Source organism: Bradyrhizobium australafricanum (genome assembly GCF_020329495.1).
GTDB classification, from domain to species: Bacteria; Pseudomonadota; Alphaproteobacteria; order Rhizobiales; family Xanthobacteraceae; genus Bradyrhizobium; species Bradyrhizobium australafricanum.
Genome location: NZ_JAGKJL010000059.1, coordinates 1 through 15,370 on the forward strand (window position 1 = coordinate 1; position 15,370 = coordinate 15,370).

Here is a 15,370-nt window from a genome sequence, read left to right on the forward strand (position 1 = left end):
CCGCAACAGTGGCGAAGAATTGCCGGCTGAATTTGTCTTCACCGCAGAAGAGATCGAGACGCTCAGGGCCATCAACAAAACCATGAAAGGTCGCACCGAGCTTCAGAAAAACCACCATCGCCCCAACACTCTTGCTTGGGCGGCATGGATCATCGCAAAACTCGGCGGATGGACCGGCTACGCCTCCCACCGTCCACCTGGACCAATCACCTTCCACACCGGAATGGCCCGCTTCCAAATCCTCGCAAATGGCCCGACAAACGTGTAGATGCACTAGTGCGAACGCAGGGACCCATAACCACAGGGTTGGGTTGTTGAGAGCAGGCTGTGGCCCCAGCGTCGGGCAGCAATTTGCATTCGTGATAATGGGTCCCGGCCTTCGCCGGGACGACGCCGAGTGTGTGTCGCTTGTGAGTCAAGCATCCGCATTCTCGCGACATGAATTGCCCGAGCTTTGCTGTTCGTTTCACCCTCTGAAAGCAGAGGGCGCAGGGAAAGCCGGGTGCCGATCGCACCCATGGGCCCCGTGCAATAGGTAGAAAGCACGGGGGTAGGACCACAGGTGTAACCGGAAACAACCCGGCTTTCCCTGCGCGATGGGTTACGGCTTACTTCGTGCTCTCCCCGGCGAGACTGGGCTTGCTTGTCACCGTCTTCGCAACGCGCACCGCGCAATCGGAAAAGACACCTGCCGCTAGGGCGTCAGGACCACACGACTTCACCGTCCGCCTCATGCGCGTTCGTCAACTGCGCAATCGGCGTCCACCGCATCTCGACCCGCGTTCGTGACGACCGCGAAACGCCCCTCGATCGGGTGAGACGGAGGGATTAAACATCTGAGTTGGGGTCCACGTCAAGATAAAATTCTGAAAATACGAATATTTCCACCGCCCCCGCTACCTGGCGAAATCCGGCTGCCAGTGGCGCAGTTCGCGCGCGGCGTAGGTGACTGCGCCGATCGTCGTGAAGGATGCTGCCTCCAGCATCATGTTGCGGGCGAGCTTGAGGGCCCGCGCCTCGCAGATCGCGCGCTGCTTCTCGTCCGTGATCCACTCGAAATCGATGTTGTGCGCGAGGCCGAGAATACGGCGGATGGTCTTGGCTGCGGCGAAGCCGACGGTGTCCTGGAACAGCCGCGCCATGTAGGCCTGCCGTTCGGCCTCCAGCCGCGCGGCGCCGGCTTCGCCCGTGAACAGCGACACCGGATAGCCGTCGCCATCAGCCTCGCTGCGCCACAGCGCGAGAAATTTTCGCGAGAACCCGGCCCAGACGCCCTCGATGGTCTCGAGCAGCCACGCCTCGAAAGAGGCACGGTCGCCCGGCGCGCGCTCGTGGCCGGCGGAGGCGAGATAGGACATCAGCAGATTGCCGATGACCGCGCCGATGTCGAAGCCCATCGGGCCGAAGAAGGCGAATTCGGGATCGATCACCTTGGTTTCACTCTCGGTGACCATGATCGAGCCGGTGTGCAGGTCGCCATGCAGCAGCGCTTCCGGGCTCGCCATGAATTTCAGCTTCAGCCGGCTGATCGCGACATGCAGGTCAAGGTCTTCGCGGAACGCCGCGGCCGTGGCGTCGAGATACGGCGCGGTCCAGCGGTTCTGCTCGGCTGCGCGGTAGGGATCGGTGAAGATCAGGTCCTCGGTGATCTTGCAGAGCGCATGGTTGCCGGCGAAATCGGCGATCCCTTGCTTCTTCTCCGCGGCCGACAACGCAAGGTCGGACGTGAAGAACAGCGTTTGCGCCAGGAAGGTCGAAATATCCTCGACAAAGCGCGGATACCGCGTGGCCTCGATCAGGCCCTTGCGCATGATGATGTGCGGCTCGAGCAGCTCCATCGCGGTGAGCGCGAGCGGCGCATCATGATGCAGCACCGCCGGCACGAGCTTTGGTGCCAGCCGTGCCTGATGCACCAGCGCCATGTGCTCGTAATGCGCCCGTGACAGCGGCAGCGGCCAGCTCTCGCCGACGAGGCGCACATAGGGCAGCGCCTGCTTGACCGCGAGGCCGCCGCTTCCGCCCTTGACGATGAAGACGAGGTTGAGATTGCCGTCGCCGACCTCGCTGATCGACCAGTCCGCCGTCGCGCCGCCGAGTTGCGCGCCGATGGCGGGCAGCCCCGCGAGATAATCCCGCAGATCACCTTCCCGCAGGATTCGATATGCGCTCTGCCCGGAGCCCGGCTGGGACTGCAGGTTCATCGTGGTCGCCTCCTCCACATTGCCAGGGCGAGGTTGATCCCCGCTCCATTGGCATCAGTTTCTAAAACAGCATCCCCATCGGTACGTAGCCCGGGTGAGCCAACGGGTCGCGCGAACGCGCGCCCGATGACAGGCTCCGCGATACCCGGGAAAGTGATCCCGCATGTCGCTTCGATCATGCGGGCTACTTCTGATCCAACGAAAACTGCGTATCAGAACGGCATCCCCATCAGTTTCGACAGCCGCTCGATCGAGAGATAGCCGGAATGATAGGCCCACATCGCGATCGCGAAGATCACGGCCGAGATCAGCGTGGTCCACAACAGCTTGCGGCCCATCCGCGCCAGGATCGGCGCGCCGGGATCGGTGCCGGGCGCGCCGACGCCGTCCTCATGCTGGCTGCGTATGCCGAACGGCAGCGTCAGGAACAGCACGAGCCACCAAAGCACGAAGTAGATCGCTAGCCCTGTGGAGATCTGGTACGCCATATGGCCTCAGGCCTGTTCGATCTCGACCAACGCGCCGGAAAAGTCCTTCGGGTGGAAGAACAGCACCGGCTTGCCATGCGCGCCGATCTTCGGCTGGCCGTCGCCCAGCACCCGCGCACCCTCGGCGATCATGCGGTCACGGGCCGCGATGATGTCGGGCACGTCGTAACAGACATGGTGGATGCCGCCGTCGGCATTGCGCTCGACGAATTTCGCGATCGGCGAGGCCTCGCCGAGCGGCTCGATGAACTCGATCTTGGTGTTCGGCAGCGTCACGAACACGGTGATGACGCCGTGCTCCGGCAGCGGAACCGCATCGGAAATCTCGGCATTGAAGGCGGTGCCGTAGATCTTCGCGGCCTGCTTGGCGTCCTTGACCGCGATCGCGACGTGATTGAGCCGGCCCAGCATCTCATTCTCCCTTTAGTTGAGCATGATCCTTTCGGAAAACCGCTTCGCACTTTTCCGGATCATGCTTAGGCTCAAACCGTCAGAACGTGCACGACGCAGATCGGCTTCTTGCCCCATTGCTCGTTCAGCGCCGCCCGCACCGCGCGCCGCACCGATTCCCCCAGCGCGTCCGGATCGCGCCGTCGCGGCTTCGGCAGGCCCTCGATCGTCGATACCACCACATCGAACACGATGTCGTCGAGCAGTTCGCCTGCCGCATTGTTCTCCGGCATGCCGACCAGATCAACCTCGGGGTCGTCGACGAGCTCGCCCTGCGCGGTCATGGCGATGGCAACGAAGGCGCAGCCGGCAAAGCCCATCCGCCGCCGCTCCACCACGGCGCGCGACTTGGCGTCCTCCAGAATGGTTCCGTCCTTGTAGAGCCGGCCCGCCGGCACCTCGCCGATGATGCCGGGCTCGCCGGGCCCGAGCTTGACGAGGTCGCCGTTGCGGCAGGTCAGGACCTTGGGCACGCCGGCGGCGCGCGCCAGCTTGGCGTGCTCGGCGAGATGCAGCGCCTCGCCATGGACGGGGATCAAGAGCTGCGGCCGCACCCAGGAGATCATGTCGCGCAGCTCGTCGCGGCGCGGATGGCCGGAGACGTGCACCAGGTGCTCGCGGTCGGTGATGATCTCGACGCCCTGCATGACGAGGTTGTTGATGATCGAGCCGACCGCCTTCTCGTTGCCGGGAATGGTGCGGGAGGAGAAGATCACGGTGTCGCCCTTGTTCAGGGTGACCTGCGGATGGTCGTCATTGGCGATCCGCGCCAGCGCCGCGCGCGGCTCGCCCTGGCTGCCGGTGCACAGCGCCAGCACCTTGTCGGCCGGGAAATGGCCGTAATAGTCGGCGCTGCGGAATTTATGCGAGCCGTCGAGATAGCCGCATTCGCGCGCCACCTGCACCACGCGCTCCATGGCGCGGCCGACCACGACCACCTCGCGGTCGGCGGCGTTGGCGGCGTCCGCCACCGCCCGCACCCGGGCGACATTGGAGGCGAAGGTGGTGACCGCGACCCGGCCCTTGGCGGCCTTGACCAGCTTCTTGATCGTGGCGGCAACCTCGGTCTCCGACGGCGAACGCCCGTCACGCACCGCATTGGTGGAATCGCCGACCAGCGCCAGCACGCCTTCATCGCCGAGCTCGCGCAGCCGCCGCTCGTCGGTCGGCTGGCCGATGATCGGGGTCGGATCGATCTTCCAGTCGCCGGTGTGCAGCACGGTGCCGACATCGGTCTTGATCGCCAGCGCGTGCGATTCCGGAATCGAATGCGCGACCGGGATGAACTCGACATTGAACGGACCGATATCGACCCGCCCGCCCGACGGGATCACCGTGACCGGGATTTTTGGCGGGTTGCGCTCGGCGGCGCATTTGGCCTCGAACAGCGCGGCGCTGAATTGCGTCGCGTAGATCTTGCAGCCGAGCTTCGGCCAGAGATCGATGATCGCGCCGAAATGATCCTCATGGGCGTGCGTCAGCACGAGGCCCACCAGATTGTCGCGCTCCTTCTCGAGGAAGCGGACGTCGGGCATGATCAGGTCGATGCCCGGCAGATGCTCCTCGTCGCCGAAGGAGACGCCGAGATCGACCGCGAGGAAGGACCGCTGGTGGCGGTTGCCGAGGCCGTAGATCGACAGGTTCATGCCGATCTCGCCGACGCCGCCGAGCGGCGCAAAGGTGAGCTCGTCCGGACGCGCCATCAGATCGCCCTCACCGAGGCTGCGGTGCCGAAATAGACCTCGCCCGCCGTCACGGGCAGGCGCTCGCCATCAGCGGTGCGGACGATCAGGCAGCCGGTATCATCGATGGTGTCGAACGTGCCCTCAAGGGTCGCCGAGCCGGTCTGGACCGCGACCTTCTCGCCGAGCCCGGCCGCGCGCTCGAGCCACAGCCTGCGGATCTCGGGGAAGCCGCGGCCGTCGTCCCAGATGCCGCGAAACTCGACCCAGGCGTCCGACAGCGCGGCAAACAGCTCCTCCGCCCCGATCTGGATGCCGAGCGCCGCGAGCGATACGGCCGGCGTCGGCGTCCCCTCGGGTGCTGCGACGACATTGGTGCCGATGCCCACCACGACCGCCAGCCGGCTCGCGATCGCCTCGGCCTCCAGCAGGATGCCCGAGAGCTTCCTGCCGTTGGCCAGCACGTCGTTCGGCCATTTCAGGGTGAACTTCGGGCTGTCCGGCCCGAGCCGCAGCGCCGCCTCGATGCGGACCTTCCGCAGCGCGGCTTCGAGCGACAGCCCGGCGGCAAAGCCGAGGGTGGCGGCGACTGCCGGCTGAACGTCCGTCACCTCGAGGATCGTGCTGGCGAGATTGCCGCGCGGCGCGACCCAGACCCGCTGCCGCCTCCCGCGGCCCGCGGTCTGTTCGGGCGTCACGAACCACATCGGCCCCTGCTCGCCGCCGCGGGCGCGCAGCATCGCCTCGGCATTGGTCGAGCCGATCTGATCGAAGGCGGCGAGCCGGTAGCCCGCCGCTATGGCCCGGGGCCCGAGCGTGAAGGTCATGTCAGCGTTATGCGCATGATTGGTTCCGAAAGCCAGCATCCCGATTTCGGAACCGCACGCGTCAAAATAGCGATTTGGCCGCCGCCGTCGCCACGCTCACCAGCGGGCCCGGATAGGCGAAGTAGAAGATGTTGAAGATGCCGGCGACCGCCAGCACGGTGCGCAGCTCGACGCGAACCGGGTCGAGCTTGCCGAGCGGCTGGTCGAAATACATCACCTTGACGATCGACAGATAGTAGAACGCACCCACCACGCTGGTCAGCACGCCGATCACGGCGAGCGTGAACAGATTGGCCTTGATCGCGGCGACGAACACGTACCACTTGCCGAAGAACCCGGCGAGCGGCGGCACGCCGGCCAGCGAGAACAGCAGCATCGCGAAGATAAAGGCGAGCAGCGGGTTGGTGCGGGATAGCCCGGCGAAATCGCTGATCTGCTCCAGCGCCTGGCCGTTGCGCTTCATCGCCAGGATGATGCTGAAGGAACCGAGCGTCATCGCGACGTAGATCGTGATGTAGATCAGGACGCCCTGGGCGCCCTCGACCGTGCCGGAGGCGAGGCCGACCAGCGCAAAGCCCATATGGCCGATCGAGGAATAGGCCATCAGCCGCTTGATGTTGGTCTGGCCGATCGCCGCGAACGAGCCCAGCGCCATCGAGGCGATCGCCACGAACACCAGGATCTGCTGCCACTGGGTGACGATGCCCGGGAACGCGGTCAGCGTCGCGCGGGTGAACACCGCGAGCGCCGCGACCTTCGGGGCGGACGCGAAGAACGCCGTCACCGGCGTCGGCGCGCCCTCATAGACATCCGGCGTCCACATGTGGAACGGCACTGCCGAGACCTTGAAGCAGAGGCCGGCGAGCAGGAACACCAGGCCGAACACAATGCCGATGCTGCCGGTGGTTGCCGCGGCCGCGATGCCGGCGAAGCTGACCGTGCCGGTGAAGCCGTAGATCAGCGAGGCGCCGTAGAGCAGCATGCCCGACGACAGCGCGCCGAGCACGAAATACTTCAGGCCCGCCTCGCTCGACTTGGCATTGTCGCGCTGGCTGGCGGCAACGACGTAGAGCGCAAGGCTCATCAGCTCGAGGCCGAGATAGAGCGAGATCAAATCTCCGGCCGAGATCAGCACCATCATGCCGAGCGTCGACAGCAGCACCAGGATCGAGAACTCGAAGTTGCGGCTCGACGGCTGTGACAGGTACTCCGTCGACAGGATCAAGGTTGCCGCCGAGGCGATCAGCGCGAGGACCTTCAGGAAGCGGGCGAAATCATCGACGATGAAGCTGCCGCCGAAGGTCACGAGCTTGCCGGCCGGCAACCAGAGCTCCAGCACGCCGGTCAGCACCAGGAGACAGATCGCGAGCGCCGTCACGAGCCGCGTCGTCCCCTGCCCGCGATAGGCTCCGATCATCAACAGCACCATGGCGCCGACCGCGAGCACCAGCTCCGGCAGCACCGGCTGCAACTGATAACCTGCACTGGAAAAGCTCATGACGAGGGCCTTATTGCGTAACCAGCGCGGCTGCCTTCACGGCAGTCACGGCGGTCTGGTAATTATTGACGAGCTGCTGCACCGAGGCCGCCGACATGTCGAGCACCGGCTTCGGATAAACGCCGAACAGGATGGTCAGTGCGATCAGCGGGAACAGCGTCACGCATTCGCGGAAGGTGAGATCCTTGATCGACATCAGCGACGGTTTGACCAGCGCGCCGAACACCACCTTGCGGTAGAGCCAGAGCGCGTAGCAGGCCGACAGGATCACGCCGGTGGTGGCGAAGAACGCGGTCGGCAGCGAGATCTTGAAGGTGCCGAGCAGCGTCATGAACTCGCCGACGAATCCGCTCGTGCCCGGCAGACCGACATTGGCCATGGTGAAGACCATGAAGGTCAGCGCATAGAGCGGCATCCGGTTGACGAGGCCGCCATAGGCCGCGATCTCGCGGGTGTGCATGCGGTCGTAGACGACGCCGACGCAAAGGAACAGCGCGCCGGAGACGATGCCGTGCGAGACCATCTGGAACATGCCGCCGGCGACGCCCTGCGTGGTCACCGCGAAGATGCCCATGGTGACGAAGCCCATATGCGCGACGGAAGAATACGCGATCAGCTTCTTCATGTCCTCCTGCATCATCGCCACCAGCGAGGTGTAGATGATGGCAATGACGGACAGAACGAACACGAACGGCGCGAAGTCGTGCGAGGCCAGCGGGAACATCGGCAGCGAGAAGCGCAGGAAGCCGTAGCCGCCCATCTTCAGGAGGATCGCGGCCAGGATCACCGAGCCCGCCGTCGGCGCCTCGACGTGCGCGTCGGGCAGCCAGGTGTGCACCGGCCACATCGGCATCTTCACCGCGAACGAGGCGAAGAAGGCCAGCCATGCCCAGGTCTGCATCGACCGCGGCACCGCGGTGTGCATCAGGGTCGGGATGTCGGTCGTGCCGGCGTTCCAGTACAGCGCCATGATGGCGAGCAGCATCAGGACCGAGCCGAGGAAAGTGTAGAGGAAGAACTTGAACGACGCATAGACCCGGCGCGGGCCGCCCCAGACGCCGATGATCAGGAACATCGGGATCAGGCCGCCCTCAAAGAACAAATAGAACAGCACGAGGTCGAGCGCCGAGAAGGTGCCGACCATCAGCGTTTCCAGGATCAGGAACGCCATCATGTATTCGCCGACCCGCTGCGTCACCGACTTCCAGCTCGCGATGATGCAGAGCGGCATGATCGCGGTGGTCAGGATGATCAGCGGCAGCGAGATGCCGTCGACGCCCATGTGATAGGTGATGCCGGTGGCGAGCCAGGACGCCTTCTCGACGAACTGGAAGTCGGTCGAGGCCGGATCGAAGCGCGCCACCAGGATCAGCGAGATCGCGAAGGTGATCAGCGTGGTCCACAGCGCGATCCAGCGCGCCGTGCGGCTCGCGGTCTCGTCACCGCCCCGCGCCAGCAGATAGACCAGGATCGCACCGACCGCCGGCAGGAAGGTCGTGACCGAAAGGATGGGCCAGGTTGTCATTTACTGGCCTCCCAAGCCGAACATGAACCAGGTGATCAATCCGGCGGCCCCGATCAGCATCGCGAATGCGTAGTGATAGAGGTAGCCGGTCTGCAATTTCACGACGTTGCGGGTGACGTCGAGCACGCGGGCGGAGACGCCATCGGGGCCGAAGCCGTCGATGATGAAGCCGTCGCCCTTCTTCCACAGCGTGTAGCCGAGCCACTTCGCCGGGCGCACGAAGATCCAGTCGTACAGCTCGTCGAAGTACCATTTGTTGAGCAGGAACTGGTACAGCATCGGCTGCTGCTGCGCGAGCTCGACCGGCAGATACGGCCTGCGGATGTAGAACAGATACGAGATGAACAGGCCGAGCGCCATCATCACGGTGGGCAGCGGCGCGAGCCAGCCCGGCATGTGCTCCATGTCCTCGAGGATGTGCGGGTTCATCTTCACGGACTCGCGGAAGAACTCCTCGACGCCGTGCGGGTTGACGAACAGCTCCTTGAACGGCAGGCCGGCGAGGATCGAGCCGGCGGCGAGCACGCCGATCGGCACCAGCATCCACACCGGGCTCTCATGCGCCGCCTCGTAGTGCTTCTGGTCGTGCGGCTCGCCGAAGAACGTCTTGAAGATCAGACGCCAGGAGTAGAACGAGGTCAGGCCGGCGGCCACGATCGTCAGCAGATAGGCATAGGAAGCGAACGGATTATGGGCCGCATAGGCCGCCTCGATGATCGCGTCCTTGGAGAAGTAGCCGGCGAATAGCGGAAAGCCGGTCAGCGCCAGGGTACCGATGCACATCACCGCGAAAGTGTACGGAATCTTGCGCCACAGCCCGCCCATGTTGCGGATGTCCTGCTCGTGATGCATCGCGTAGATCACCGAGCCGGAGCCCAAGAACAGCAGCGCCTTGAAGAAGGCATGCGTGAACAGGTGGAACATGCCGACCGAATAGGCCCCCGCTCCCATCGCCACGAACATGTAGCCGAGCTGCGAACAGGTCGAATACGCGACGATGCGCTTGATGTCGTTCTGCACGAGGCCGATCGTGGCGGCGAAGAACGCCGTGGTCGCGCCGAAGAACATCACCACCGCCTGCGCGGTCGGCGACAGCTCGAACAGCGGCGATAGCCGCGCCACCATGAACACGCCGGCGGTGACCATGGTCGCGGCATGGATCAGCGCCGACACAGGGGTCGGACCTTCCATCGCGTCCGGCAACCAGGTGTGCAGCAGGAACTGGGCCGACTTGCCCATCGCGCCCATGAACAGCAACAGGCAGGTCAAGGTCAGCGCGTCGGCCTGCCAGCCGAAGAAGTTGATGGTCTTGCCGGTCAGACCGGGCGCGGCATGGAAGATGGTCTCGAAATCGGTCGAGCCGACCAGTGCGAAGATCGCGAAGATGCCGAGCGCGAAGCCGAAGTCGCCGACGCGGTTGACCACGAAGGCCTTGATCGCCGCGGCATTGGCCGACGGTTTCTGGTACCAGAACCCGATCAGCAGGTAGCTCGCGAGGCCGACGCCCTCCCAGCCGAAGAACAGCTGCACGAGGTTGTCTGACGTCACCAGCATCAGCATCGCGAAGGTGAACAGCGAGAGATAGCCGAAGAAGCGCGGCCGGTTCGGATCCTCGTCCATGTAGCCGATGGAGTAGAGGTGGACGAGCGCCGACACCGTGTTGACCACGACCAGCATCACCGCGGTCAACGTGTCGACCCGCAACGTCCAGGCCACCTGCAGGTCGCCCGAGTTGATCCAGGGCAGCAGCACGACACGCGCGTCATGGTGCATGAAGCCGACATCGACCAGGGTGAACCAGGACAGCGCCGCCGAGACGAACAGCAGGCCGGTGGTGATCAGCTCGGCAAGGCGCGAGCCGGCGGCCGCCGGCTCGGAGACATGGTGATCGTCATGGCCATGGTCGTCATGACCGTGATCGTCATGGGCGGCGGCGGCATGGGCGTCGCCATGCGCATCGTCGTGATGGTCGACGGTATCGCCGCTCGGGCAGCGCGCGTGGGCACCGACCAGCGAGATAATGCCTGCGAGGATGGCGCCCAGCAGAGGCAGGAATACGATTGCCTGAACCATAACTGCGCCTAGCCCTTCATCAGATTGACGTCTTCAACCGCGATCGAACCGCGGTTGCGGAAATACACCACCAGCACGGCGAGACCGATCGCAGCCTCGGCGGCGGCCACCGTCAGCACCAAGAGCGCGAACACCTGGCCGACGATGTCGCCGAGGAAGGTCGAGAACGCCACCAGATTGATGTTGACCGACAGCAGGATCAGCTCGATCGACATCAGGATGACGATGATGTTCTTGCGGTTGAGGAAGATGCCGAGGATCCCGAGCGTGAACAGGATCGCGGCGACCGCGAGATAGTGTCCGAGCCCGATCGTCATTTCACCCACTCCGCCGCGTCGGCATCCTGCAGGCCCTGCCCCGACGCCACCTTGCGCATCGCCATCGCCATCTCGGGCGTGCGCGCGTTCTGCACGTTGATGTTCTGCCGCTTGACCTTGGCCTTGTGGCGCAGCGTCAGCACGATGGCGCCGATCATCGCAACCAGCAGCACCATGCCGGCGAGCTGGAAGTAATGGATGTACTTCGTATAGAGCACGAGGCCGAGCGCTTCGGTGTTGCTGACATTGGTCGGGATCGCCGCGGTGATCGTCTTGGTCACGGCCGGGTTGATCACCCAGGCGCCGACCACGAGCAGCAGCTCGCACATGAAGATGCCGCCGATCACGATGCCAATCGGCAGATACTGGATGAAGCCCTCGCGCAGCTCGACGAAGTCGACGTCGAGCATCATGATCACGAACAGGAACAGCACCGCGACGGCGCCGACATAGACCACGATCAGCATCATCCCGAGGAACTCGGCGCCCATCAGGATGAACAGCCCGGCCGCGTTGACGAAGGCCAGGATCAGGAACAGCACGGAGTGCACGGGATTGCGCGAGACAATCACCATGACCGCCGAGGCCACGCAGGCCGCAGCAAACAGGTAGAAGAACAGCGCCGGAAGGATCATGCCCTCACCTCACCGGTACGGCGCGTCGAGCGCGATCGACTTCGCGATCTCGCGCTCCCAGCGGTCGCCATTGGCGAGCAGCTTGGCCTTGTCATAGTACAGTTCCTCGCGGGTCTCGGTCGCGAATTCGAAATTCGGTCCCTCGACGATGGCGTCCACCGGGCATGCCTCCTGGCACAGGCCGCAATAGATGCACTTCACCATGTCGATGTCGTAACGCACCGTGCGGCGGGTGCCGTCGTTGCGGCGCGGGCCGGCCTCGATCGTGATCGCCTGCGCCGGGCAGATCGCCTCGCACAGCTTGCAGGCGATGCAGCGTTCCTCGCCGTTCGGATAGCGGCGCAGCGCGTGCTCGCCGCGGAAGCGCGGCGAGATCGGGCCCTTCTCGAAGGGATAGTTCAGGGTCGGCTTCGGCTGGAAGAAATAGCGCATCGCCAGGAAGAACGCCGAGACGAATTCCGACAGCAGAAGCGAGCGGGCTGTTGCGTTGACATTGACACTCATGACGGCCTCACTTCGGCGCGATGCCGGCGAACTGCAGCACGCCGGCCACGATCACCACCATCGCCAGCGACAGCGGCAGGAACACCTTCCAGCCGAGCCGCATCAGTTGATCGTAGCGGTAGCGCGGCACGATCGCCTTCGCCATCGCGAACATGAAGAACATGAAGAACACCTTCAGGGCGAACCAGACGATGCCCGGAATCCAGGTGAACGGCGGCAGGTTGACCGGCGGCAGCCAGCCGCCCAGGAACAGGATCGACGCCAGCGCGCACATCGTGGTGATCGCGACATACTCGCCGAGCATGAACAGGAGATACGGGGTCGAGCCGTATTCGGTCATGAAGCCGGCGACCAGTTCGGATTCGGCTTCGACCAGGTCGAACGGCGGACGATTGGTTTCCGCCAGCGCCGAGACGTAGAACACCACGAACATCGGGAACAGCGGCCACACATACCAGTTCAGGATGGTGAGCTGCGGCAGGCCGATCAGGTGCGCGAGCCCGCGGGTGTTCTGCGCCTCGACCACCGCCGACAGGTTCAGCGAGCCGACGCAGAGCAGCACGGTGATGATGACGAAGCCGATCGAGACCTCGTAGGACACCATCTGCGCCGCCGAGCGCAGGGCGGCCAGGAACGGATACTTCGAGTTCGACGACCAGCCGGCCATGATGATGCCGTAGATCGACAGCGACGAGATAGCGAAGATGTAGAGAACGCCGACATTGATGTCGGAGATCACCCAGCCGAGATCGAACGGGATCACCGCCCAGGCGGCCAGCGCCAGGATGCACGACACCAGCGGCGCCAGCAGGAACACGCCCTTGTTGGAGCCGGACGGAATCACCGGCTCCTTCAGCACGAATTTCAGGAGGTCGGCGAAGGATTGCAGCAATCCGAACGGCCCGACCACGTTGGGGCCGCGGCGGATCTGCACCGCCGCCCAGATCTTGCGGTCGGCGAGCAGGATGTAGGCGATCGCGATCAGGAGCACGACCAGCAGCAACAGGCTCTCCGCGACCATGATGATCAGCGGCCAGAGGAAGCCGGTCCAGAACGAGCTTGCGAAGAATTCAGCCATCAGGTCACGCTCACTCCGCTGCCGTCAGCATTCGGCCCGACGCCAGCCGCGAGCACTCCGCCATCACGGCAGAGGCCCGCGCGATCGGGTTGGTCAGATAGAAGTCCTCGACGGTCGGCTTGAATGCCGCCTTGTCGACGCTGCCGCCCTTGCCTGCCAGCGCCTTGACGTCGTCGGGCTTGCCGGCCTCGATCTGGTCGAGCCGCATCAGATGCGGGTAGGCCTTGAACATAGCCTGACGCAGCGCCTGCAGCGAGTCGAACGGCAGCTTCTTGCCGAGCACGTCGGACAGCGCGCGGATGATCGCCCAGTCCTCGCGGGCCTCGCCCGGCGGGAACGCGGCGCGGTTGGCGATCTGCGGCCGGCCTTCGGTGTTGACGTAGATGCCGGACTTCTCGGTATAGGCCGCGCCCGGCAGGATGACGTCGGCGCGATGCGCGCCCTGGTCGCCATGGGTGCCGATATAGACCACGAAGGTGCCGTCCGGCGCCTTGATCTCGTCGGCGCCGAGCAGGAACAGCACGTCGAGCGTGCCGAAGGTCGTCATCTGCGCCGAGGTCAGCCCGCCCGCCGCCGGCGAGAAGCCGATATCGAGTGCACCGGCGCGCGAGGCGGTATCCTGCAGTACGGCAAAGCCGTTCCAGCCGTCCTTCAGCACACCGACGTCGACCGCGAGCTTGGCGGCCTGCGCCAGCACGGCCGCGCCGTCATGCCTGGTATAGGCGCCGGCGCCGACCAGGATGATCGGGTGCTGGGCCTTCTTCAAGACGTCGGCAAAGGAGTGCTTGCCCGCCACGAGATCGGCCAGCGTATCGGTGCCCGCGCCGAGATAGTCGTGGTCATAGGTGAAATCGGCCTTGGCGCCGATCATGCCGACCTTGAGCCCGCCGGTGCGCCAGCGCTTGCGGATCCGCGCGTTCAGCACGGCGGCTTCCTTGCGCGGATGCGAGCCGATGATCAGGATCGCGTCGGCCTGGTCGATGCCGGCAATGGTCGGATTGAAGATGTACGAGCCGCGGCCGGCCTTGGCGTCGAACGCATCGCCGCCCTGCACGGCGAGATTGACCGAGCCGAACTTCGCGAGCAGTTCCTTCAGCGCATACATTTCGTCGACCGCGGCGAGATCGCCGGCGATCGCGCCGATCCGCTTGCCGTCGCTGCGGCCGGCCCTGGCGGCGATCGCGGCGAAGGCTTCCTGCCAGGTCGCCGGCCGGAGCTGGCCGTTCTCGCGCACATAGGGCCGGTCGAGGCGCTGCGTGCGCAGGCCGTCGACGACGTGGCGGGTCTTGTCGGAGATCCACTCCTCGTTCACCGCCTCGTTGATGCGCGGCAGGATGCGCATCACCTCGCGGCCGCGGGTGTCGACGCGGATCGCAGATCCCACGCCGTCCATGACGTCGACCGACTGGGTCTTGCCGAGTTCCCAGGGCCGCGCCGCGAAGGCGTAAGGCTTTGAGGTCAGCGCGCCGACCGGGCAGATGTCGACCAGGTTGCCCTGCAGCTCCGAGCTCAGCGCCTGCTCGAGATAGGTGGTGATCTCCATGTCCTCGCCGCGGCCGGTCGCGCCCATTTCCGGCGCGCCGCAGACTTCGGCGGAGAAGCGGACGCAACGCGTGCACTGGATGCAGCGGTTCATCGAGGTCTTGACCAGCGCGCCGAGATACTTGTCCTCGACCGCGCGCTTGTTCTCGGCGAAACGGCTGGTGTCGACGCCGTAGCCCATCGCCTGGTCCTGCAGATCGCACTCGCCGCCCTGGTCACAGATCGGGCAGTCGAGCGGATGGTTGATCAGCAGGAACTCCATCACGCCTTCGCGCGCCTTCTTCACCATCGGCGAACGGGTCGATATCTCCGGCGGCTCGCCCTTCGGGCCCGGACGGCAGTCGCGCACGGCCCAGGCGCAGCTGGCGACCGGCTTCGGGCCGCCTTTCACCTCGACCAGGCACATCCGGCAATTGCCGGCGATCGACAGTCGCTCGTGATAGCAGAAGCGCGGAATCTCTGCGCCGGCCGCCTCGCACGCCTGCAGCAGCGTGTACTCCGGCGGCACATCGATCTCTTTGCCATCGACGATGATCTTGCTCATGTCTGT

At 64.9% G+C, this 15,370-nt stretch carries 13 protein-coding genes and 1 pseudogene; 1 reads left to right on the forward strand and 13 read right to left on the reverse strand.

Annotated elements, in window-relative coordinates; genetic code table 11:
• Nucleotides 1–268 (forward strand): annotated as a pseudogene (locus J6525_RS35985) (IS4 family transposase); the annotation flags it as partial.
• Between the two features lie 628 nt (nt 269–896).
• On the opposite strand, the gene mtnK reads toward J6525_RS35985, so the two are convergent.
• The 13 genes from mtnK to nuoG all read right to left on the reverse strand — a co-directional run bounded on the left by mtnK (nt 897) and on the right by nuoG (nt 15,364).
• A complete protein-coding gene (gene mtnK, locus J6525_RS35990; protein WP_225648195.1) occupies nt 897–2,201 on the reverse strand; it encodes an S-methyl-5-thioribose kinase in 1,305 nt (434 codons plus the stop codon).
• Nucleotides 2,202–2,413: 212 nt separating this feature from the next.
• Nucleotides 2,414–2,689, reverse strand: coding sequence for a DUF1467 family protein (locus tag J6525_RS35995; RefSeq protein ID WP_028340120.1), 276 nt, complete (start codon nt 2,687–2,689; stop codon nt 2,414–2,416).
• Nucleotides 2,690–2,695: 6 nt separating this feature from the next.
• Nucleotides 2,696–3,100 (reverse strand): methylmalonyl-CoA epimerase, encoded by a 405-nt coding sequence (gene mce / locus J6525_RS36000; RefSeq protein WP_016841811.1) that lies wholly within the window; start codon nt 3,098–3,100, stop codon nt 2,696–2,698.
• Between the two features lie 71 nt (nt 3,101–3,171).
• A complete protein-coding gene (locus tag J6525_RS36005; protein WP_225648196.1) occupies nt 3,172–4,842 on the reverse strand; it encodes a ribonuclease J in 1,671 nt (556 codons plus the stop codon).
• Nucleotides 4,842–5,648 (reverse strand): biotin--[acetyl-CoA-carboxylase] ligase, encoded by an 807-nt coding sequence (locus J6525_RS36010; RefSeq protein ID WP_225648217.1) that lies wholly within the window; start codon nt 5,646–5,648, stop codon nt 4,842–4,844. Before J6525_RS36010 ends, J6525_RS36005 begins: the two co-directional genes overlap by 1 nt.
• Nucleotides 5,649–5,709: 61 nt before the next feature.
• On the reverse strand, nt 5,710–7,146 hold the full coding sequence (gene nuoN / locus J6525_RS36015; RefSeq protein ID WP_057016475.1) for an NADH-quinone oxidoreductase subunit NuoN: 1,437 nt from the start codon (nt 7,144–7,146) through the stop codon (nt 5,710–5,712).
• Between the two features lie 10 nt (nt 7,147–7,156).
• Complete coding sequence (locus tag J6525_RS36020) at nt 7,157–8,671, reverse strand: NADH-quinone oxidoreductase subunit M (protein WP_225648197.1); 1,515 nt, start codon at nt 8,669–8,671, stop codon at nt 7,157–7,159.
• The gene (nuoL, locus tag J6525_RS36025) at nt 8,672–10,744 is read right to left on the reverse strand and encodes an NADH-quinone oxidoreductase subunit L (protein WP_092077500.1); all 2,073 of its coding nucleotides are present in this window, start codon (nt 10,742–10,744) and stop codon (nt 8,672–8,674) included.
• Nucleotides 10,745–10,752: 8 nt separating this feature from the next.
• Nucleotides 10,753–11,061 carry an NADH-quinone oxidoreductase subunit NuoK gene (nuoK, locus tag J6525_RS36030; RefSeq protein WP_016841823.1) on the reverse strand — a complete coding sequence of 103 codons (309 nt, stop codon included), beginning with the start codon at nt 11,059–11,061 and terminating at the stop codon, nt 10,753–10,755.
• On the reverse strand, nt 11,058–11,696 hold the full coding sequence (locus J6525_RS36035) for an NADH-quinone oxidoreductase subunit J (protein WP_225648198.1): 639 nt from the start codon (nt 11,694–11,696) through the stop codon (nt 11,058–11,060). The genes nuoK and J6525_RS36035 overlap by 4 nt, the downstream gene beginning before the upstream one ends.
• Nucleotides 11,697–11,705: 9 nt before the next feature.
• Nucleotides 11,706–12,200: an NADH-quinone oxidoreductase subunit NuoI gene (gene nuoI, locus J6525_RS36040; protein WP_018271854.1), complete on the reverse strand. Its 495-nt coding sequence runs from the start codon at nt 12,198–12,200 to the stop codon at nt 11,706–11,708.
• 7 nt (nt 12,201–12,207) lie between these two features.
• Nucleotides 12,208–13,278 (reverse strand): NADH-quinone oxidoreductase subunit NuoH, encoded by a 1,071-nt coding sequence (gene nuoH / locus J6525_RS36045; protein ID WP_018271855.1) that lies wholly within the window; start codon nt 13,276–13,278, stop codon nt 12,208–12,210.
• A gap of 10 nt (nt 13,279–13,288) precedes the next feature.
• A complete protein-coding gene (nuoG, locus tag J6525_RS36050) occupies nt 13,289–15,364 on the reverse strand; it encodes an NADH-quinone oxidoreductase subunit NuoG (RefSeq protein WP_225648199.1) in 2,076 nt (691 codons plus the stop codon).
• Nucleotides 15,365–15,370: the final 6 nt, after the last annotated feature.

What these genes read in the sequence shown, in the direction of transcription:
- J6525_RS36010 (WP_225648217.1), bottom strand. Translation starts at nt 5,648, where the DNA reads ATGACCTTCACGCTCGGGCCCCGGGCCATAGCGGCGGGCTACCGGCTC.
- nuoI (WP_018271854.1), bottom strand. Translation starts at nt 12,200, where the DNA reads ATGAGTGTCAATGTCAACGCAACAGCCCGCTCGCTTCTGCTGTCGGAA.
- mtnK (WP_225648195.1), bottom strand. Translation starts at nt 2,201, where the DNA reads ATGAACCTGCAGTCCCAGCCGGGCTCCGGGCAGAGCGCATATCGAATC.
- nuoL (WP_092077500.1), bottom strand. Translation starts at nt 10,744, where the DNA reads ATGGTTCAGGCAATCGTATTCCTGCCTCTGCTGGGCGCCATCCTCGCA.
- nuoH (WP_018271855.1), bottom strand. Translation starts at nt 13,278, where the DNA reads ATGGCTGAATTCTTCGCAAGCTCGTTCTGGACCGGCTTCCTCTGGCCG.
- J6525_RS36020 (WP_225648197.1), bottom strand. Translation starts at nt 8,671, where the DNA reads ATGACAACCTGGCCCATCCTTTCGGTCACGACCTTCCTGCCGGCGGTC.
- J6525_RS36035 (WP_225648198.1), bottom strand. Translation starts at nt 11,696, where the DNA reads ATGATCCTTCCGGCGCTGTTCTTCTACCTGTTTGCTGCGGCCTGCGTG.
- J6525_RS35995 (WP_028340120.1), bottom strand. Translation starts at nt 2,689, where the DNA reads ATGGCGTACCAGATCTCCACAGGGCTAGCGATCTACTTCGTGCTTTGG.
- nuoG (WP_225648199.1), bottom strand. Translation starts at nt 15,364, where the DNA reads ATGAGCAAGATCATCGTCGATGGCAAAGAGATCGATGTGCCGCCGGAG.
- nuoK (WP_016841823.1), bottom strand. Translation starts at nt 11,061, where the DNA reads ATGACGATCGGGCTCGGACACTATCTCGCGGTCGCCGCGATCCTGTTC.
- J6525_RS36005 (WP_225648196.1), bottom strand. Translation starts at nt 4,842, where the DNA reads ATGGCGCGTCCGGACGAGCTCACCTTTGCGCCGCTCGGCGGCGTCGGC.
- mce (WP_016841811.1), bottom strand. Translation starts at nt 3,100, where the DNA reads ATGCTGGGCCGGCTCAATCACGTCGCGATCGCGGTCAAGGACGCCAAG.
- nuoN (WP_057016475.1), bottom strand. Translation starts at nt 7,146, where the DNA reads ATGAGCTTTTCCAGTGCAGGTTATCAGTTGCAGCCGGTGCTGCCGGAG.